Annotated in this window: 13 protein-coding genes and 1 tRNA gene; 9 read left to right on the top strand and 5 right to left on the bottom strand. The window is 28.0% G+C overall.

The window, feature by feature from the left end; translation table 4 throughout:
• Positions 1–23: 23 nt before the first annotated feature.
• On the bottom strand, positions 24–1,322 hold the full coding sequence (locus ACJHWB_RS02715; protein ID WP_483133005.1) for a site-specific DNA-methyltransferase: 1,299 nt from the start codon (positions 1,320–1,322) through the stop codon (positions 24–26).
• A 16-nt stretch (positions 1,323–1,338) separates the two neighbouring features.
• Entirely contained in the window at positions 1,339–1,698 is a 360-nt protein-coding gene (locus tag ACJHWB_RS02710; RefSeq protein WP_483132965.1) for a type III restriction endonuclease subunit M, read from the bottom strand.
• 304 nt (positions 1,699–2,002) lie between these two features.
• Between ACJHWB_RS02710 and ACJHWB_RS02705 the strand changes: the two genes are divergently transcribed.
• Both ACJHWB_RS02705 and ACJHWB_RS02700 read left to right on the top strand, forming a co-directional pair.
• Entirely contained in the window at positions 2,003–5,323 is a 3,321-nt protein-coding gene (locus ACJHWB_RS02705; protein WP_483132964.1) for a P97 family adhesin, read from the top strand.
• Between the two features lie 32 nt (positions 5,324–5,355).
• The gene (locus ACJHWB_RS02700) at positions 5,356–8,835 is read left to right on the top strand and encodes a P110/LppT family adhesin N-terminal domain (protein ID WP_483132963.1); all 3,480 of its coding nucleotides are present in this window, start codon (positions 5,356–5,358) and stop codon (positions 8,833–8,835) included.
• Between the two features lie 76 nt (positions 8,836–8,911).
• Here the strand turns inward: ACJHWB_RS02700 and glyA are convergent, their stop codons facing one another.
• Both glyA and ACJHWB_RS02690 read right to left on the bottom strand, forming a co-directional pair.
• Positions 8,912–10,168, bottom strand: a complete 1,257-nt coding sequence (glyA, locus tag ACJHWB_RS02695; protein WP_483132962.1) for a serine hydroxymethyltransferase — start codon at positions 10,166–10,168, stop codon at positions 8,912–8,914.
• Between the two features lie 130 nt (positions 10,169–10,298).
• Positions 10,299–11,093, bottom strand: coding sequence for an MAGa3780 family membrane protein (locus tag ACJHWB_RS02690; RefSeq protein WP_483132961.1), 795 nt, complete (start codon positions 11,091–11,093; stop codon positions 10,299–10,301).
• A 92-nt stretch (positions 11,094–11,185) separates the two neighbouring features.
• Here ACJHWB_RS02690 and secDF point away from each other — a divergent pair, with 92 nt between their 5' ends.
• The 7 genes from secDF to ACJHWB_RS02655 all read left to right on the top strand — a co-directional run bounded on the left by secDF (position 11,186) and on the right by ACJHWB_RS02655 (position 21,776).
• Positions 11,186–13,780 (top strand): protein translocase subunit SecDF, encoded by a 2,595-nt coding sequence (gene secDF, locus ACJHWB_RS02685; protein ID WP_483132960.1) that lies wholly within the window; start codon positions 11,186–11,188, stop codon positions 13,778–13,780.
• A gap of 21 nt (positions 13,781–13,801) precedes the next feature.
• The gene (gene hisS / locus ACJHWB_RS02680) at positions 13,802–15,058 is read left to right on the top strand and encodes a histidine--tRNA ligase (protein ID WP_483132959.1); all 1,257 of its coding nucleotides are present in this window, start codon (positions 13,802–13,804) and stop codon (positions 15,056–15,058) included.
• Positions 15,059–15,101: 43 nt separating this feature from the next.
• Positions 15,102–16,811: an aspartate--tRNA ligase gene (aspS, locus tag ACJHWB_RS02675; RefSeq protein WP_483132958.1), complete on the top strand. Its 1,710-nt coding sequence runs from the start codon at positions 15,102–15,104 to the stop codon at positions 16,809–16,811.
• A gap of 3 nt (positions 16,812–16,814) precedes the next feature.
• Positions 16,815–18,218 carry an APC family permease gene (locus ACJHWB_RS02670; protein WP_483132957.1) on the top strand — a complete coding sequence of 468 codons (1,404 nt, stop codon included), beginning with the start codon at positions 16,815–16,817 and terminating at the stop codon, positions 18,216–18,218.
• 188 nt (positions 18,219–18,406) lie between these two features.
• Positions 18,407–19,549 carry a hypothetical protein gene (locus tag ACJHWB_RS02665; protein ID WP_483132956.1) on the top strand — a complete coding sequence of 381 codons (1,143 nt, stop codon included), beginning with the start codon at positions 18,407–18,409 and terminating at the stop codon, positions 19,547–19,549.
• A 52-nt stretch (positions 19,550–19,601) separates the two neighbouring features.
• Positions 19,602–21,191: an APC family permease gene (locus tag ACJHWB_RS02660; RefSeq protein WP_483132955.1), complete on the top strand. Its 1,590-nt coding sequence runs from the start codon at positions 19,602–19,604 to the stop codon at positions 21,189–21,191.
• A 72-nt stretch (positions 21,192–21,263) separates the two neighbouring features.
• Positions 21,264–21,776 (top strand): adenine phosphoribosyltransferase, encoded by a 513-nt coding sequence (locus ACJHWB_RS02655; RefSeq protein WP_483132954.1) that lies wholly within the window; start codon positions 21,264–21,266, stop codon positions 21,774–21,776.
• A gap of 332 nt (positions 21,777–22,108) precedes the next feature.
• On the opposite strand, the gene ACJHWB_RS02650 is transcribed toward ACJHWB_RS02655, so the two are convergent.
• Positions 22,109–22,192: transfer RNA gene (locus ACJHWB_RS02650), tRNA-Leu, on the bottom strand.
• Between the last annotated feature and the right edge of the window lie 28 nt (positions 22,193–22,220).

The following is a 22,220-nucleotide window of genomic DNA, read 5'->3' as shown; positions in this document are numbered from 1 at the left end:
CTCAGTAGAAATTAAATTTAATTTTATCCATCTGTTTTTTGTGGTTTGAGCGCTAGCAATGAATCTAATAATAATTTGTAGTTATTTGATTTTGTGCTTTCAAGATTAATATTCAAATCTTTAAAAAGTTTTTTGAGTTTATCCATTAACTCATTTAATGTTGTTTGATCTTGTGTCAATGAAACATCAAAATAATTAATGTTATATACATTTAAATTTGATTTATATACTTCATTTTTGTTTGCTCAGTCAAAAGTTTCACCCTTTGTGCCTTGCCCTTTGTTAATTCTAAAGAGTCTTTCGTAAGTAATATTAGTTGCAATATTGTTTTGGTTGTTGGTAGCAAGTGTAAAACTTCGGTTTCCACCATCTTGTCTATTAAGTTCTAAAATAGCATGACCAGTTGTTCCTGAACCTGCGAAAAAATCTAAAACTCTTGCATTTTTGTTTGGGTGCATAGAGATAATATGAGTAATTAAATTAATGGGTTTTGGGTAATTAAAAACTTTATTATCATTAAAGATTGCTTTAACTTCTTTTACACCATTAGTGCTAAATTTATCTGGTGTATCAATTAAATTTACAAATTTATTTGTTCTTTCAATCGTTTTACCATAATTGTCAACAAATTGATATTGTTTTTTATATAATTTGTTGTTTTTGATTTCAATAAGATCTTTTTCAAGTCCCTGAAGTAAATTTTTCTTACTTCAACGCCAACATCAATCATTGTTGTTAAATTTGCCTTGTTGACGTGCCAGTCATTTGTTTTCATCACCACCAGGATAATAATACTTGCCTTGGTACTCAAATTTATAATCCATTTTATTTGAATATGTTAAAGAAGCAACATCTAATTGGGATAGTTTATATTTGCCACGTGTTGCAATGTGTTTGTCTTCAAACTTATAGCTTTTAAATTGTTCATCATTTTGTTTTAATGTATTTAATTTAAATATGTTAATATTTTTGGTATAAAGCAAAATGTACTCAGTAAGATTTTTGGTAAATTTGCTATCATTACCACTTCCTGCATTTTTACTTTTTCAAATCATATTAGTTATAAAATTTTCTTCACCAAAAATCTCATCCATTAAGATTTTCAAATAAGCTTGTTCTGAATCGTTAATTGAAATAGCAATAAAACCATCATCTTTTAGAAGTTTTCTAGCAAGTCTAAGTCGTTCATTCATTAAATTAAGTCAACCATTGCGTGAAAATTTATCACGATAAATAAATTTTTTAGACTCAATATTTTCTTTGTCATTAGTAACAGAATTACCATCATTGTGTGTTGCTTCAGTGTTGTATGGTGGATCAATATAAATAATGTCGTATTTAGATTCTAAATCCGATCTCTCTCTCTCTCTCTCTCTCTCTCTCTATGAGAAGAAGATTTTTGAGAGCATCATAGTTTTCACCAATAATTAAATTATTGGAATTTGAACTATTTTCATCAAATTTGAAACTTAAATCTTCATTTTTTTCCAAAATTGCAATAGTTTTTGAATCTGATTCTGGTGCTATATCAAATCGATAACCTATTTTTACTCTTTGAGCTACAAATTGATAAATATATTCAAGTTTTTTGTCATCAAATTTTTCCAAAATTTCTTTGGCCAAATCTTTTTGGTCTTGATTAAATTCCTTTGATGAAATTTCATCAATTAATTTTTTGTATTCTTCTAATAATTTCATATTGATCCTTTTGCGAAACAATTATTGTTTTAAAGTTTTATTATTATAAAAATTCAATTTATTTTTCTGCTTGTAAAATAACAAAAAAAGTTCATTTTTTAGGTTAAATTATTTGATTTTATTTGCTACTTTACTTTTTTCAATCCCCTTTAAAACATAGAGTTATTTTATATTATTTACCATAAAATGTGGTATATTTATAGTTATTCACAAAAAATATGCTAACTAAAAGCATTATTTTTGAATTTTTGTGATATATATTTTTTATTATTAAAGATTTTATTTTGGAGTATTTCATATTTTTATGTTCAATAAAATAAACAAAAAGTTCTTAATTATTGGTCTTGGAGTAGCGGCATCTGTTGCTATTGTTGCAACTCCATTAGCAATAGTTTCAAAATTCACATATCAGGGTGATTCTATCAAAAATGTACAAGATGCATTAAACATGATTGCGAATGTGTCCTTTCAACAAGGAGAAAAGCAAGGTCAAATTAACAAAAAAACAACTTACCAAAGTTTAAAATCATTTTATTTTGACTCCGAAAACCAAAAAAACGACAAAGCTGTAGTTTCTAACTTTGATTTTTTTGAAAAAGATAAGAGTGCAAATCAATTCACTAAAATTGATAAAGAATCTTTTGGTGGTAACTTTGAAATTGTAGTTGATGATTTGAAAGCAAATGATAAAAGTCAAAACTTCACCATCTTTTATTATGTTCAAAGCACAAAAGAGAATGAATTTGGTAAAAAGCTTAAATCTGAAGTCAAACAAGCAGAACTTAACTTTGGTGTTAAACCAGAATTTTTATTAGCAACAGAAGCACACTCAAAAGTGGGTGAATTTGAACAAGCTATCAAAAATAATGATAGTGACTTATCACTTAATCCATATACTATTCAAGATTTTAAAACAAGAGTAGAAGCAGGTAATACTTTTATTAGACCACTTGCATTAGTTACTAAATCTGATTTTGTTAATGATATTAATAGAGCTAGTTCATTAAAAGAAGTACTTCAATTATTAGATAGATACTTTAATTTTTCATCAGTGTTTAATAGAATTTTTAAAAAAGGTGACTATCAATTCAGTTTAATTAAAAACCCTAATTTATCACAAAAACCAGGTGAAGGTCAATATATTACTCAAGTAAATGATGCCGGAAAAACCTTATTCCGCCTATATTTAAAAACTGAATTATCAAGCACATATAAAGCAGAACACTCATATTTACCAGAATTGGATGCAGCACACATTGATACTATTGACTTTGATTTATCAAGTGATAAATTTAAAGATTTATTTTTAAAATCTAATTTTACAAGCGATTGAACAGTAAATACTCCAACTAAAAAAACAGATTATTACACATCTACACCTGATATAGATGCAGCTAGTTCAAAAAGTTCAAAAGTAGCAGCAGTTGTTCAACACACAGTAACTGCTGTTGCAGATACATCTACAACAGATGAATCAAACAAATCCAAAAAAGTGGATTCAAGTAAAATAAATGTTTTTGATTTTTTAAGTCAGATTGATAGTAGTTTTTTTTCAACAAAAGAAGAACAAAACCAATTTGTAACTTCATACATTAACTCTATGTTGAAAAATAATTTAACACCAACTTATAATGGTCAAGATGCAGGTATTAAATTATTAAATGAAAAGGAAAAAGCATTACTTTTCAACTATTATGTTCAAGTGGATGCTGATTCATTGACACTAACATATGATGAGAAAGAAAATAAACCAGTTATTGAAGGAAAACTGATTTATTCAGTTGCATCTAAATCAACAAATATTGAAAAAGAAGATAAAAGTTTAAATCCTCAACAATTTTCTACAATTTCATTTAAATTAGATAATTTCAAAGATTTTGATTCTACTGTAACTAAGGGTCCTGAAAATAAAGAGATTGCATACCCATACAAAGACATAAAAGCACCACAATCTTTTGAAGACTTTTTGTTTGACAATGAAGATATTGACAATCTTGTATTTGATAATGGGGAAAATAAAAAAATATTGTTATCTGAGTTTAGAAAAGCGTATCTTTCAAATGATAATCAAACAATATATAAATTATTGTCCGACCCTAATTATTATGGATTAGTTTTAAATTCAGCTAAAAATTTAGATGCCCTTACAAAAGAGTTTCAACTTCCAAGTTTAGAATCAATTCCATATACTTTTAAAAATGCAACTAGCAATACCAATATTCAGAATGGTATTTTAAATATTGATTCAAATATTTTCAAAAATAATATAGATGTATTAAGATTCTATTTTGCTTTAGAAAAACAAGGATTTACTAAAGTTGCACAATACTTGTTTGATATTTTAAAATCAACAGGCAATATTCCACAAGATAGTCAATTGAATATTAATCAACCTGTTTTTGAACAATTAAGTAAAATAAGATTAATTAAAGCTGGGGAAAATGGATTTAATACATTTTCATTTGCAAATAGCTACCAGTTAAATAAAGATAATGCACAAGCAGCTAGTACAGTCGCACCTTCTTCAAAAGAAGTTGATGCTTTTGATGATTTCTTAGACAAGCCAAAACCAGGTGCCTCTACACAAAGTTCAAATGATAATAGTTCAATAGATTTTTCAAGCTTGTCCGCTTTTGATATTAGTTCAAATATATCACAACAAATTCAACAAGGAACCATTACTAGTGATAGCGAAATTTTAAAATCTGTTAATTCTTGAAGTTCTGATCAAAATGAAAGTAAATTTAAATCAGTAGCTGATGTCTTACTTGCTTTTTATACAAAACTACATAATTTTATTAGCGATGAGTCTTTACCTTTAACCAAGATTAATGGCAACTTAGGTTACAAAGTAGAGTTTAAATTAGAAGATAATTCTAATATTAACAAACTTGCAAGCTTTGATCAATCTAATAATGATATTAGTAGTTTAAAAATTCAATATAGATATTTTATTGGGTTTGTTGATCCTAAAAATCCTAATAGTATTCAGCACGGGTTGTTTAAAACTGAATGAAAATCTCTTGGCAAAGATATTGAAGTAACAAATGATGTTCAAACTCCAAGCACATCATTAACTCCAAAATTAGAAGAAAAAATCAAATCTATACCAGAGTACTATAAAACATTTTACTTATCAAAAGAAAAATATGCAGATTTAGGTGGTAATATTGCTGTTAAATATTCTTATAAAAAAGACACACCTACAATGACTATTGAAGATTTATGACAATCATTAGATGCTCCACAAGTTGCTAATTATTATAAAAACACTTTTGGTAAAGACGCTAAATTCTGAGTATTTAGAGCTTTTGCGGATTCAACATCTGCTCCAAAAACAAAAGAGCATGAATTGCCTAAGGCATCAGATACCCCAGTTACCTATACACACACTATAGACGAAGCATTAGCAAAAAAGGCTGGTTTAACAACAACCCAACCAGCCAAAGGAATAGAGTTAACAACCACTCAAGAACAACTAATTGAAGAATCTAAAAAAGGTGAAAGTAATGGTGGAGACTCAAATAGATTTAAACAAAACTATAAAGAAATTAGACTTTTTGTGCAATCAGGAAAAGAAATTTCTAAAACTCCATTAATTCTTAAGGTATATGAACAAAACTAATTTATTTGTAAATAAATTTAAGGAAATATAATATGTTAAAAAAATTATTAAATTGAAAAGTTGGTCTTATTGTTGGTGTTTCAACTGCAGCATTTATTGCAATAGTTGCATCTCCACTTGTTGCACAAAAAGCAGTTAGAGAAGATTTTGCAAAAAAATATTCTCTTCTAAATCATGATAGTTCTAAAGCTACAAGTTTGTCTGTTGACTTTAAATTAACAGAAGATAAGTTTAAAGAATTAGCACAGCAATTAACTTTAAATAATGATTACAAAAATAAATTAAGTGCACAAACTGCACTTGAATTAGACAATGATAATTCATATGTTTTTCAGTTAGTACAAGCTATTGATTTTAGTCCTTTTAAATCATTAGACCCAGATATGGTTTTTGAATTAAAAACAACAAGTGCTAATGAAAACTCTAGTGCAGCTACCACTGTCGATGGTAACACTATTAAAAACGTTGTGCTAACTGGTATTGATTCAAAAAATAGTATTTATTATCAATCTATAGGTAATATTCAAGGATTTGGAACTTCTGATGGACAAGATAAAGGCGATTTTTTCATTGATGAACTACAATCAGGTCTTCAAGTAAATTCAAACATTGCTTTTAGTGAAAAACCAGCAACTCTAACAGCTATTGCATTGCAACAAGCTTTTGATAAAGCTTATCAAGAATTTAAAGCCCCAGTTATTTCAACACCAGCTGCACCTTCAACACCAGCTGCGGCATCTAAATTAGCAACTGATTCGCCCGCACCAACTCCTAAAGGAGCAGACTTTGTTGCCCAGTTACCAAACAAAAATGATCATAGCAATCCAATTGCTCGTGCTTTTACAGCGATGTTGCCTAATGTAGGAAAATTAAATTTAGTTGACCGTCAAGGTAATCCTACATTATTGCCACAAGGTTACATCTTGCAACCTAAATTAGTAAATGGTAAATTATCATTTACTAATTTAGATGATGTTCAAAAAACATTATCACTAGAGATGGAAATTGTGAAACCAGATGCAAACAAAACAATAGTTCCTGTTGAATTGAAAGTAACTAATTTAGTTCAAGTAGAATCTAATTTTGAAAATGCAGTTAAAACAAACTTTAGCAAATCTTATCGTATTAAACCTGAACTTGCTAAACTTTTAAATGATACTAATGTAAGTTTGGCTTCAATTATTTATGGAGATTCAATTCCAAAAGCTCTTAGTGATTATGTTGCAGCAGAACCTGTAATTTCAAGTACAGAAACTACTCCAACAAATCTAACAAATCCACCAGCTCAAAGTACAACAAATCCAGTAGAAACTCAAAGTCCAATTACAAACCCATCAGCTCAAGCTAATTCATCTCAGTCAGATGGAACTAATAGAAGTAAATCAACAAACGGTCAACAAAAAATTGTTACTCCAGTTGAAAAGAAAAATAAGGCATCAGATGCTATAATTCAATTGTTTGCTGGAAAAACACTAGCTGATCTTCAAAAATTTGATTTTTGATATACACAAACAGGAAGTCTTGGTCAATTATTAAATTCAAATGACGCGCTTCCAAAATATAGTGATTTTAATGTTGATTTTGCTCATGATAATAGTGGAGCATTAATCAAACCATCACAAGAAGATATTGAAAAAGGTAAAATTTTATTCAACTTTGGTTATGCAACTACATTTGCAAACCCAGTTGATTTACCAAATGGAGTTAAATTAAATCCAGATAGAACAAACTCCGTATTGCAAAGTGCTAATATTAAAATTAATGGAGACATTGAAGCATTACGTGGTCAATTAGCTTCATTATTTGGGAATTCAGCAACATTAGTTAACTTAGAACAAAGTAAATATAATTATGTGTTTGTAAATGATTTAAATTCATCTTTTGTACCATTAGCCCAAGTCTTTAACAAAGCTATTCAAGAAAAAGCTAATGCAAGCAAACTAGTTGCTGATACACATGCGCAAACTAGTGGCACTGGGATTCAACAACCCCAACAACAAACTACAGCAGGTGGACAATCACAAACCCAAACTGGTGGTACTACATCTTTAAAAGCTGGTACTGGTGTATCTCCACAACCTCCAGCAGTTAAACAACCAGCAAAACCAGCAGCTCCAGCTAAACCTGTTGAATCAATGGTTGACCAAGTTAACCAAGCTGGTGCTCAATTCTTTGGCTTTTTAAACAATGTTGGTTCACTCGATGCTTCACAACAAGACAAACAAATTAAAAGACCTGGTGAACTTGTAAAAAGTTTAATTGACAAATTTGTAAATTCTTCACTACCAAACAAAAGTGTTACTACTAGTTATGATGGAAATTACAATGTTATTTTAGTTACTAAAAAAGATAATGTAGCTGCTCAATATGTAATTACCATTCCAGGTGTAAACCCAACAAACAAAGCATGAACAGAAATTAGACAATACTCACCAACTGTGTACTTTGATGCAACTGGAACTTCAGTAAGAATTGATGCAAATGCTCAACAAGAAAACAATTTGTCACTAAGTGACCTCAATGACAAAACACTTGAGTGAAAAACTCAAGGAGTTCCACAACACGATAGTGTAAATGGTGTTACTTTAGGAGATTCAAGTTTAAACTTTGATATTAAATCTGAAGGTATTAAATATAGTGATAAAGCAACTACATTAACTAATGGTTCATTGTTTATGGCGTTTAGTGTAGATCAATTACCAAAAGATACTAACAAACTTTATTTATTAAAATCTAAAGACAAACCTTTAAATAGCACTGATACTACAGATAAAATTCCATCAGGTATTAATGTGTTTATTCAAAAAATGCCTAAACCTGACACAACAGTTGCAACTAATTTAGCATCTGTTAAAGATAGTTACATTATTGGGCTTGAGTATGGTGAAATACCCGGTGTAGCCCCAGTACCAAGTGTTGGTATTCATCAAGTAACACGAGCTACAAATACCCCAGCAGCAACTATTATTGGACTATTTACAAGTCCAGTTGATCTTGAAACAGCTGCTAATAAAGGAACTTCTACTGATAACAAACCATTTGTTATTGGAAAAACAGGCTCAGATGTTCACTTAGGTGATGCTACATTTTCACAAACATTTAATGGTTACAAAAAAATGGAAGACTTTTTAATTACTCAAGGTGAAACATTTCTTTTAGAAATTAATATAAGTAAAAAAGACAATACAACTAAAAGTATTGAATTTATTTTAAGATCTTCAAAAAATAATGATCCATTAAATCAATATATTAAATCTACAATAACCTTTGATACAAAGAATCCATCTTTAACTACCGATTTAGGTCTTCCATACTTAGGACGAGGAATTGACTACAACACAATTGGTGGTCGAACTGAAGGAAGTAAAGGTTTATTTAATCTTAAAGGATTTGCAGTATTTAGCAATAATGGAGGAGCCAAAGATTCTAATCCGTTAAACCCAATAGTAAAAAGTGATATTGCTAAAGCATTTATAGATCAATACTTCTATAAATTTAAAGCTAATAATTAAAATATTAGTTACACTTAATAAATAAAAATTGCCTATTAGAAGGCAATTTTTATTTATTCTTTTTAATATAAAAAAATTATTTTCAATAGGATTTTTTAATTGGAAAGTCTTTGGCTAATTGAGCAACTTGTTTTTTAAAATCAAGTATTTGAGTTTTTGTAAGTGTTTTGAGAGTTAAAACTTGATGAACAATTTCACCAATTTGCTTAAACTGGTAAGTTTTAAAACCGCGTGAAGTCATTGCTGGTGTACCAAATCTGATCCCAGATGTAATCATAGGGCTTTTAGTATCATTTGGAATTGTGTTTTTATTTGTAATAATATTAATAGATTCAAGTAAAATTTGAGCTTCCTTTCCAGTTAAGCCATAAGAAGAAAACACATCAACAATAAATAAATGATTAGTAGTTCCGCCTGAGATTACTCTAGCACCTTTTTGGATAAAAAATTCAGCAAAAGCTTTAGCATTTGCTACCACTTGTTTTGCATAATCAACAAACCAAGGTTGTAAAGCTTCACCAAAACCGACAGCTTTTCCTGCTATTGCATGAAATAGGGGCCCACCTTGCATTCCAGGAAAAACAACTTTATTAATTTTAGCAATAATATCTTGATCATTTGATAAAATCAAACCACCACGAGTACAACGTAAAGTTTTTTGAGTTGTTGCTGTCATTACATGAGCATATTTTACTGGTGAGTTTAGCACTTTTGCAGCAATCAGCCCAGCAGTGTGGGCTATATCTGCAAGCAAATAAGCTCCAACTTTGTCAGCTATTTGTCGAAAACGTTTGTAATCAATGTGTCCTGAATATGCGGAGTAACCACAAATAATTAAGTTAGGTTTTACTTCAAGTGCTATTTTTTCAATTTGATCATAATTTAAAAGTTCATTTTCATCAAGTTTATAACTAAATCCCATATAAAACATTCCACTAAAATTAACTTTATAACCATGGGTGAGATGACCGCCACTTGCCAAATCTAAACCTAAAATTTTGTCACCTGGTTTTAGCAATGCGGCAAATACAGCAGCATTTGCGCTTGAGCCAGAATAAGGTTGAACATTAGCATATTCAACACCAAAAAGTTGTTTAGCCCTTTCGATAGCAATTTGCTCAATTTGGTCAATATTATGGCATCCGCCATAATATCTTTTACCAGGATATCCTTCACCATATTTATTGGCTAAAGATGAACCAGTAGCATCTAGAACATCTTGAGAAGCATAGTTCTCGCTTGCAATTAGTTCTATTTGTTCTTGTTGACGTTTAGACTCATCATTAATTATTTTGGTAATTTGTTTATCATAAAGTTTGACTTTTTTATACATAATAATTTCCTAACAAGTTATTTAGTAACTAAATTATATTAGATTCAACTATTATTAATTTAGATTAATTTTATAATAAAACCCAACTTATATAAAGTTGGGTTTATATACATTTATAACTCAAACAATTCTATTTAATTTGTAATCACTTAAATCACTGATTTTTTTCAAACTTAAGTTTAAGCACTTTTGCTCAAAAGAAACTAATAGAGACAGGAATAGCAAAAGCAATGACAAAAATTAAAATATCTAAAATTATAACTAGTGCTATATTTTGTCCCCGATAAAAGAATGGGAATAAAAAGTTAATAAAGTTATAAACAATAGCACCATCATAAACACTTCTTTTGCCATCTTGACTAACGTAACTATTCAATGTAGATATGTAAAGAATTCAAAGAGCAATAAAGTAAGCAAAAATATAAAGAGATAATTTAAAAAACAAACTTTGTGAAACAGTAAAATCTTTTTTAAAATAAATTATTATTACAAATGCAATAAATGGATTTATTGCGTGCAAAACAAGGGATTGGATTGTGTTATATGCTTTTGATCAAGCGTTTGTGTTTCAAGAAATTAATAATCAATAAATTACAAAAGTAATTGATATTCACACAAGAGCTGAAAAGAAAAAGTTTCTTGATCATTTTTTATTACCATAAAACCCTAAAAGAGCAATAGATATACCTAAAATTATGTTAGACTGGTCAGTAAAATAAGTAACAGCACTAAAACCTTTTAAAAAATATTTAAAATTAATATATTTACCTTCAAAAACACTTTGAGTTTCACTAGGTAATTTTGTAACAGCGTCAGTGATTAAAAAAACCAAACTAATTACAACAACTAATATTCCCAAAACCCTTAAAATATTTTTATAAGTAGGCTTTTCTAATTTTAAATAATTATCAGTTAAATTTTTCATTTTATTTCCTTTTTTTAGGTTTTCAAAAAGTAAAATTTGGTATAATTATACTTTTTAAAATAATTTTTAGCAAAAAAAATATGGGGGAACAAATGAAGGCAATAAAATTTTCTATCAAAAAAATTTTTCAACTCAATAGTTGAAAACGTTTTTTTATTGCAACAATTTGTGCTCTAGGTTTGATTGCTGGTGCATCAGTTATTGCAACTAGTTACATTTCTCCTAAAATAAATCGTTCAGCAACATATAGTGGTGGTGCTGAAGTTTTAGTTGCTGTAAAAAATAATGACGGTAGCTTACCAAGTGCTCAAAAAGTGGTTGCTGCTGATAAACAAATTTTAAATAGACTTACAGGTGGGACTAGTCTAAATGGCACTCAAGTTACAATTGAAGGAAAGGATCAAATTCGCATTGTTCGCAAGGGTGTTTATAACGCTGCTAGTTTAAAACAATTAACAGATGAAATTATCAATAAGCCTATAATTACTGTAACAGATTCTAATAACAACCCATTATTTTTAGATGGGAAGTTTAATTCTGACCAAACTTTAGATTTTAATCAAGCCAACCCACAAGATTGAGCATTAAAATTAAAACCTGGTTCAGCAATTGCTATTCCAAATCCATCGCGTCCACAACTTAATCAAGTTCGTGTGAATTTCTTAAATAATGATGCTCAACTTCAGTGAACTAAAGCTACTGAATACATTTCTAAAAAACCTTATGGACAAAATAAGATTTTAATTTGATCTAATTTAGAAGGACTTATCAATTTGGCAAAAAGTAAATTTCCAGAAGAATGAAAAGCTTCTGGCGAAAATATTTATAAATTTGTTCATGTTGATGAAGAAATTACTCCTAAACAATTAGCAGATAAAAAAACACTTCAACCAGCATTAAAGCAATTTCAATTCGATGCTAAAAAATATTTAATTTCCGAAATACCTATTTTTAATTCTCAAAATTCAGAATATTTAAATATTAGTGGTCAATTTAGCTCTCAACAAGCAGCCCAATTAGCTCTTAATATAAATTACTCTAATGCAGATTTTAAATTAGACTTAATTAGTTCATCATTTTTAAATGAAAAAAAATCTAATTTAGCATATATTATTGCTTGAGTTGTTATAACAGTTTCATTATTAGGTATTGCTATATTTTTAATAATTTATTATCGACTTTTAGGACTGATTGCAACTTTTTCGATGGGATTATTTGTATTCTTGTTAGAACTTTTTATAGTTGGTGTTGGAGCAGAGTTTTCTCCTTTTGCAATTCTTGCTACATTTATAGCAGTTTTACTAAATATTGGTGGAACAATCATTGGTTTAGAATCATTTAAAAACAAAATGTATTTAGGTCAAAGTGTTCTTAAATCAAATAGTCATGCTAACAAGAGTTCATTATCAACTATTATTGATTCACACATAGTTGTTTTAATTTTCGCACTTATCTCATTCTTTTTTGGTGCAAAAGAAATTAAAGAATTTTCAATTATTTTAATTTTTGCTGTTTCATTTACATTTATTATTTCAATTACTTTCACTAGATGAGTTAATTTATTTGTTTTAAAAGCAGATTGATTACAACATAAACCATTTTTATTAGGAATTCATACCCAATCATTGCAAAAATTTCATAGAGGCTATAAATCTATCTTTGAGCGTTTAGATTTAAATAAGTTTTTAAAATATGTAAAATGAAGTCCTGTTGTAATTTTGGCTTTAGCAGTGGTGTTTTATATTAGTTTTGCTGGAGCGAATAAGAGTTTATTTGGAGCTAATTTTGCTATAGGTTATCAAAATGGGACTTCATTTTTAATTGAGAGTAAAAATTCTACTTTTGACTTAATTAACTCTACAAAAGCTAATGAAATTATTGGATTTTTAAATAATCAAGGAATAAATTCTTCAAACGCCAATATTGCAATTATGCCAATTAATGCAAGTGGTGATTCATTTAATATTGAAGTTCAAAGTTTTAAAAATTTAAACTCTCAGGCTTCTAACCTTATTAATCAAATTGAATCACAATTTAGCAACATCAAAGCGAGTTCATTTGCAATTACTACAGTTGAAGCCAACAATGTAGTTAAAAGTATTTTTGCAGCAATATCTTTAAGTTTACTACTTATTAGTATTTTTGTATTTTTACGTTATAGATGAAGTTATGCTTTGACATTACTGATTACAGTTGCTTTTAATTTATTAATGATTTTTGCAATATCTATTATTGTAAGAATCCAAATTTCTACACCATTTATGATTGCTTTCCTAGCACTTGCAGCTTATTCTAGTTATGATTTGGTTGTTTACTTTTCAAATATTAGACAAGTTTTAAGTAGACTTCCAAAACATCAAGTTTATTCTAGAGAAGATATTAAGCAACATAGTCGATTAGCAATTCAAGAAAATGCTAAAAAATCTTTTTTAATTTTTATTGTATCTATAATTCTCTTTATTACTTTAGCTCTAGCTTACCAAGCTATTCATTTAAGTTTTGCATTAGTTATGCTTGTGGGATTTGTAGTCGTTTTAATGAGTTCAACTTTTTTTGCACCATTATTAATTGTTGAATTTGAGGTTATACGTAACCGTCATAAACAAAAAAGAATTGATAATAAATTTTGAAATGTTCAAAGAGTTTATGAACAATCTTTTGCAAATATTAATGATTTTGAAAAATAAAATTAATAAAAACGGAACACCATGAATAATTTAAGACCAAAAGGCACCTATGATCTCTTTGACGAAAAAGGTCAACTTTTTTTAAAAATTAGAGATTTATTTTTTCAACTAGCTAATAATTTTAATTTTAACTTTATTGACACACCTATTTTTGAATATTTAACTGTTTTTTATACATCAGGTAAACAATCCGATCTTGTAAGTAAAGAGCTTTATAAATTTAGTGATCGCTCAGATAGAGAAATGGCTTTAAGAGCTGAAGGGACAGCGCCAGTTATGCGAGCTATAGCTGAAAACAAATTATTTTTGAATAATAAAAAATTTTTTTATTTCGGGCAAATGTTTCGCTATGAAAGTCCGCAAAAAGGTAGATCACGACAGTTTTGGCAAGCAGGTTGTGAATTTATAGATTTAAGCGATGATAGCCAAACGTCAGCTTATCAAAAATTAGAAATTTTACAATTAGGTATAGCTTTATTGAATAGGTTAAACATTGATTATAAAATTAAACTAAACTATTTGGCAACTCAAGAAACTCGTGCAAATTATATCAATGCGTTAAAACAATATTTTGAGCAATACAAAGATAAACTGGAAAAAGTTTCTAAAGAGAGATTAGAAAAAAATCCTTTGCGTATTTTAGATGATAAAATTGAGTCTCAAAAGGATTTTGTTATTAACGCTCCAAAAATTAATGCTTTTTATACAGAAGCAGAAAAACAAGATTTTGAAACCATTTTATCAGTATTAAAAGATAACAAAATTACTTTTGAAGTTGATAGTAATTTAGTTCGTGGATTAGATTATTATGATGATTTAGTTTTTGAATTTGTTTCAGATTCACCAGCTTTAGGGCAACGAACTACTATTTTAGGCGGTGGTTGTTACTATAATTTGGTTTCAGATTTTGACATGCCTCCCGCTAAAGGTGTGGGTTTTGCAATAGGGGTTGATCGATTGCTAGAAATTTTGAGTCTAAATACTCAAAATGAGCGTGAAATTGATTTTTATTTATTAGGATTTAATTTTGATGAAATTAAAAAATTTGCGTTTCTAGCAAACCAAATTAGAGAAGAAAATTTTTTAGTTGAATATAACAAAAAAGCAACATCTTTTACTAAAGGTTTTAAAAAAGCTCAAAAAAGTAATGCTAAATTTATAGTATTTTACGAAAAAGACCAACCAGCAAATACTGTAACAATAAAAACGGTTTCCACTGGTGAAAAACAAATAGTGGAATCACTTTCTTTAACAATAATAAAATCATTAAAAAAATAATTTATAATTATAATGTATAATTTCAAGTCTGGAGTTTTAACTTATGATAAATAGCAAAACACTTTCTCGAGAGTTGCTCGAAAAACAAGTTTTTTTACAAGGTTGAGTTCAAAATATTCGCAAGTTTAAGGATAAAATTTTCATTGACTTAAGAGACTATGAAGGTATTTGTCAAGTGGTTTTGGAAGGCGAAGTTATGTCTATCAAGATTACCAAAGAATCAGTGATTAGTGTTATTGGGATAGTGAAATTGCGTTCTAGTGTTAATGAAAAAATTGAAAATGGTGACCTTGAAATTTTAGCTTTAAAAGTTGAAGTTATTTCACTTGCAGCAGAGTTGCCATTTGAAATACATGACGAAGCCAATGCAAATGAAGATTTAAGATTGCAATATCGTTATTTAGACTTACGTCGTAAAGTTGTTCACGACAAAATAGTTTTTCGTTACAAATTTTTACACCAACTTCGACAATATCTTTATGAAAATAATTTTATTGAAGTTGAAACTCCTATTTTGTCCAAATCAACACCTGAAGGTGCTCGTAGCTTTTTAGTACCTACTCGTAAGCAAGGTCATTTTTTTGCTTTGCCGCAATCTCCTCAACTTTACAAGCAATTATTAATGGTTTCTGGATTTAACCGTTACTTTCAAATTGCTCGTGTGTTTCGTGATGAAGACTTGCGTAATGACCGTCAATATGAATTTGTTCAATTAGATTTAGAGTTTTCTTTCCCAACTATTGCAATGATTCAAAGTGAAATTGAAAAAATTATGGTTAGTGTTTTCAATCGTTTTGGAATCAATTTTGATGGAACTTTTGAATCTATGAGTTTTGACAATGCTATTGATCAATACGGAACTGACAAACCTGACTTACGTTTTAAAAACCTATTGATTGATGCTAGTGAACTTACTAATAAGGATGAATTTTTATTTTCGGGCGATACCACTAAAGTTGTGTTTTTAGAAAATCATTTAATTAGTAAAAATGATTATAAAACATTATCTGAAACCATTTTGCAAAATCAAGGTAATCGTTTATTATATTTACACATTAATAATAAAGAGGTTGATTATTATTCATTTAAGACTTCACCAGAACTTATTGATAAAATTGAAAGTTTTGTTGCAAAACAAAACTTTGAAACAGGAACCTTGTTTATTGTTTCAGACAAATATGAAAACACTTGTAAAGCCTTAGGAGCTCTTCGTGTTAAAATAGGTCAACTATTTAATTTAGCAGATGATTCAAAATATCGGTTTGTGTGAATTGTTGATTGACCACTTTTTGAAACTAACTCAGAAGGAGGTTTTTCAGCTGCTCACCATCCATTTACACATCCAACTAGCGAAACTCGTCAGTTTTTAACTAGTGATCCAAACAAAGTGCGCGCACAAGCTTACGATTTAGTGCTCAATGGTTATGAGCTGGGTAGTGGTTCAATTAGAATTGTTGACCAACAACTTCAAAAGCAAATTTTTGAAGTAATTGGTTTAAATGATGAACAAATTGAATCTCAATTTGGCTTTTTATTAAAAGCATTTTCATATGGCGCACCACCACATGGTGGTTTTGCAATTGGTCTTGATAGGTTGTTAATGATTTTAACAAAATCATCATCAATTCGGGAAGTTATTCCATTCCCTCTTAACTCAAAAGGTCAAGACTTACTATTTGAATCACCAACTGCAGTACAAGATTCTCAGTTAGTTGATTATGGATTAAAGCTTAACAAAAAGGAAAGCAACTAATAAATGAGTAAACAAACTAGTGGTAAAAATCAGCTATCAGAAAAACAATTTATTTTTTTCGGCCTTAACTATGTTGTGGGTTTTGGTTTTATAGCTACTATTTCTAAAGTAATTAACTTAGGTGTTTGAGGAATTCTTGTTTTTGTAATTACATCTTTAATTACATTGGCCGTAATTTATTCTTTTGCCCGTGCCGGACAAAAATTCCAATATAAAGCAGGTGGGTCATACGCCTATGCCAAAAGAGTTTTTGGTCCAAAAATGGTATTTTTTCAAGGATGAAACCAGGTTAGTCAAATTATTCTGTTTTCATCAACCACACCATTATTTTTATCAACATTACTTACTAATGTTGACCCAGATAGAAAATGAGTCTATATTTTACTATCACTTTTACTTTATATAGGGTTAATTTCGACAGGTTTTTTTGGTTTTAAATTATCAAAATGATTTATTTTCGGGGCTGCTATTCTCAAGTGAATCACACTCGGACTAGGTATGGGTCTAATTTTGTATTTAATTAGTAAATCCGGCGATTATGGGGTAACTTTTAGAAAATACGGAGCTGTTTCAGTAACATCTATTGCTTCAACCATTTTATCATTTATCTATGCTTATGGTGGTTTTGAATCATTAGCACTTTTATCAGGTAATACTAAAACTAGTAGATTTAAAAAAATAATGTTATTAATTTTTTTCATTATTCTTGCTAGTTATTTCTTGTTTTACATTATTTTTATAGGATTACCAAATCATTTAATTTCTTCATTTGGACTTGAAAAAGTTTATCAATATGTATGAGGATTTGCAGGATTTAGTGTCTTTACTGTTGGTCTTTTATTTAATCGTATCACTAGCACAACCTCCAATCCAGCACCATATGCTAGAATGATTATGCCTTTAGCTGATGATGGATTTTTACCAAGACCACTTGTTAAAACTAACAAACACGGAGAATATAAAAATGCTATTGTTTTAGCAATGTTAATGGCTATTGGATCATCAATTATTTTTACAATAATTCCACAAGCCCTAGGTGTTGGAAATGTTTTTGAAAAAATGCTTGATGCGGGAAATATTGCTTATTTAGTGCAATATTTATTAACTATTGTAACTATTTATATGTGACATATGAAAAAAATTGATAAAATCCCTTTGTGAGAAAGAGTTATTTATATCATTGGGGCAATTGCAATTATTTTTACATTAATATTTTCTCAATTTCCATTCTTGATAGGAGAAAAATCTAATTTTGAAAACTTTTTACCATTAATTTCTTACATAGTTACAATTGCGCTAGGTTATGTTGTGAAAATAATTTCAGATTTCTATAATCAAAGATATTTAAAAAAACATTTCAAAAAATATGAAGATCCAGTGAATGTTGACACTAATCTCAATAATTAGAAACTTAGTTATTCAATATTAATTTAAAATGATAAACTATAAAAAATCAGGTTTAACCTGATTTTTTATTTTTTTAAAATATTTAAAATGAGAAATAAAAAACACAAAGTCTATTTCTTATTTAATTTTAATAAAAAATGTTTAAAAATCATAAACATTAAAATAAACATAAATTTTGGAAGGTTAAAATGAAAACAGCAATTTTAAAGCATCTTAAAAAATATGTTTCTTGATTTGCAATAATTGTGAATTTGTTTTTAGTTATTACTTTTTTAGTAAGTTGTATAAATTTTGACTTTAGAACACCTAAAACTATTACAAATACTAACATTTTATCCAATGAAACAGATGTATATAATTTTGCGTCTATTATTTCGGGCCAAAAACCCAATCCTAAAAAACCTATAAATAATTTTTTAAATTTACAAGATTGAGATCGGGTTCAAAATGTGAGATTTGGATCTTTCGAAAACAATTTTGTTGGCCTTGACAAAATGGTTGCGGTTTTTTTTAATATTTTTTACTCTATCAAACAAAAAGAATTTATTAATCAATTTAATGAAAAAAAATTAAATATTTTTAAAAATAATTTTAAAACTAATTTTTTTAATTCAAATATTAAAAATTTTGAAAAACCCCAAATCAAAAGAAAATGAAAATTAGATGATAAATTAAAAAAATTTTATAATGAACAAATTATTGTTTTTGACTCCAATTACAATTCTAATTTATTTTTTAATCACCGAAGTAATAGCTACTTTATTGAAGAATATTTTAAAAATAAAAAAATTCAATGAGAACCAACTTTAAAAACCTTGTTTTCCTTTAACTTATTAAATTATAACTTTGATTTCTCCTTAAAATCTCAGGATTTGATTCAACAAATTTTGTTATCAATTATAAAGTTTGAGCAAAGTAAAAATGAACTAGAAAAAGAAAAAAATCGAGCAAATTATCAAATATCAATATTGAAAAAACAAATCGCCAAAGGATACAAACCATCTAAAAAAGAAAATGAATTAATCCAGAATCCTAAGATTTTTCTTCCAAGTAGAGACGAAACAAGAAAATTAGTTTACCTAATTTCTCAATTTTTAGATCCAAACTTGCATTTGAGTTTAAATTCCGATTTTGTGTTTTGAAATGATTTTAATATTGGAATAAATAACCAATATTTTTATGATAGAATTCTAAAATATTACAATGAATTTATTTTACCAATTTTAAAACAGTATAAAATTCAAACAATTTTTGAAATTTTAGGTTCCAGCAAATTAAATTTAATTAAAAAATATTTTTACCCTTTAATAACACAAACAATAGCTGAGTAAAATTGTTATAATTTATATTTATACAAGTAGCAATTTAAATAGAAAGGCAAATGTGGAAATAAAATCATTTAAATCAGCAAAACTAAAAGACAAGAAAAAAATTTCTTTTTTTGGTGCACTTTCAATAGTGTTAGGGGCCAGCATTGGTGCTGGAATTTTTTTTAAATCCAAAACAGTGTTGGATGGTGCTGGTCAAAATTTAATTTTTGCAATTTTAAGTTGATTATTTGCTTGTTTTGTCATAGTAGCAATGGCTTTTTCATTAATTGAAATTGCTTCAGCATCTAAAAAATCTAATTTATCCATTATTAGCTGAAATAAGATTTTTAATTCTGATTTTGTTTATCAATTATCTAAAAATTTTATTATTTATCTATATTTACCTTTTACTTATTTTGTTATGCCGGTTTACTTTATTCAAATGTTTCAAGATAGTTTAGCAGCCTTTACTTTATCTAACAATCTAGAATTTCTTCCAAACTATGATTGAGTCATTGTCTTAATAGCTACTCTTGCCATTTTTTATTATTTTTTAGCTATTGGCTTAAACACAAGAGTTGCAAATATTCATAATCAAGTAATTTTAGCTTTTAAATTTTTGCCAATTATTATTGTTGTAATTTTAGGATTTGTTTTTTTTGGTTTAAATGTTGGAAATAATTTAAAAACCAACCCAATTTTTGAGGATTACAAGAACATTATTAAACAAGGTGCATCTCTTGAAAAAACATTGCCAGGTGTAGGTGTGTTTTTAGCTATGGCTGCCATTTTTTTCACTTATGAAGGTTTTTTTACAGCTGCTGGTCTACAAAGTGAAATGAAAGAACCACATAAAACCCCTTATGCTATTTTGTTAGGTATAGGAGTCACTACAGTAATTTATCTTTTAATAGCAATAGCCACTTCTATAGTTGGTAATGGTTCTATTGTTAATTTTTTAGAAATAGCTCAAAAAAAACTTAAATGATCAAATAGTTTAATTAAATTAATAATAGGAACAACTAATTTATTTGTTGCTATTAGCATCTTGGGTATTATAAATAGTTTTACTATGTGAGGTCCTAGGGCTCTTGAGGAATTAATCCAAAAAGGAGAAATTAAGCTACTTGTTAAATATAAAGATAAAACAAATTTAAGTAGACCATTAATTTCAACAATTGTAATCGGTCTTAGTTCAACACTAGCTATTATAGTTTTATTTTTAATAGGTGTTTTTGGATTCGCCAATTCAGAAGGAAACTATGGCACAAATTTAAACAACTTATATGCTTTTGCAGATATTTCTGGTAATTGGTCCGCCTTAATCACCTTCTTTTTAATTACATTAGCAATTTATGGCGGCATTAAAAATAGAAAAAATAAAAAAATTGAAACTACAAAGGTCAAGCACTTTTATTGATGAGCTTGGATTTCTATTGTTGCAACTTTTTTAATTTTATTTTTTGCTTTTGCTGTTCCTATTTTAGATTTATTTTTATTAATTTGAGTTGATAAAAGTTTGGAAACTTACAATTTATTATTACAAACTAGATTGACAAAAGTTATTGTTTTGATTATTTTTGTAGTATTACCGATCATTCCCATTTTAGTAAATAAATACAAATTAAAAAAACTCAAACAAGATGTAACAGGACAAAGTTAAATTATTAATTTTTTAAATTTATACCAAAAGATAAACAATTTCTCTTTTCTAATTGTATAATATAACAAAGTAATGAAATTAGAACTTGAAAAATTTATTCGTAATGTTCCTGATTTCCCTAAACCAGGAATTAATTTTAAAGATATTTCTCCATTACTTGCTAATGGAGAAGCATTGAATTATACTATTAAACAAATGGCAGAATTGTCTAAAGATGTAGATGTTATTGTTGGTCCAGACGCCCGTGGCTTCTTATTTGGAACACCAACAGCAAGTTTTTTATCAAAACCATTTGTTATGGTTAGAAAAGCAGGCAAACTACCAGGCCAAGTACATCAATTTTCATACAATCTTGAATATGGTTCTGCTGTTTTAGAACTTCAAGTAGGAATGTTAAAACCAGGACAAAAAGTTGCTATTATAGACGATGTACTTGCAACTGGTGGAACTGTTAAAGCAATAACCAAACTTGTTGAACAACAAGGTGCTATAGTTGACAAAATTATTTTTTTAATGGAACTAACTGCTCTTAAAGGACGTGAAACATTAAAAGAATACAATGTTATATCCCTAGTAACAGTTTAATTGAAAAATATATTAAAAAAATCACCTAAATTAGGTGATTTTTTTAATAGTCCATTTTATTATTTAAAAAAATTTAATTAAATTACAACAAATAAAAATAAGAATGTATACAACTAAAAAAAGAAAGGTTAAGTATTAATTGTTTAAATTTATTAATTTGTTTTGTGGTACTTAAAAAATTAACTTATTATAAAGAAATAGAAATATACAAATAAATATTTAGAAAAATTAAAATCTAGATTTAAAAATTAAAATAACAAAAAATAATGTTAATAAATATTATAAATGGAAAGTATATAGTTTATATTTTAAAAAGAAAATTTAACCAAAAATGGTGGCTCATATCGGACTTGAACCGATACGCCGTTAAGCAGCAGGTTTTGAGTCTGCCGTGTCTACCATTCCACCAATGAGCCATTTTGTTTTATTAATTATAATATTATA

This window comes from Mesomycoplasma sp., from assembly GCF_056854695.1.
Note: the sequence above shows the minus strand (reverse complement) of the source record. Positions and strands in the feature narration are given on the sequence as shown.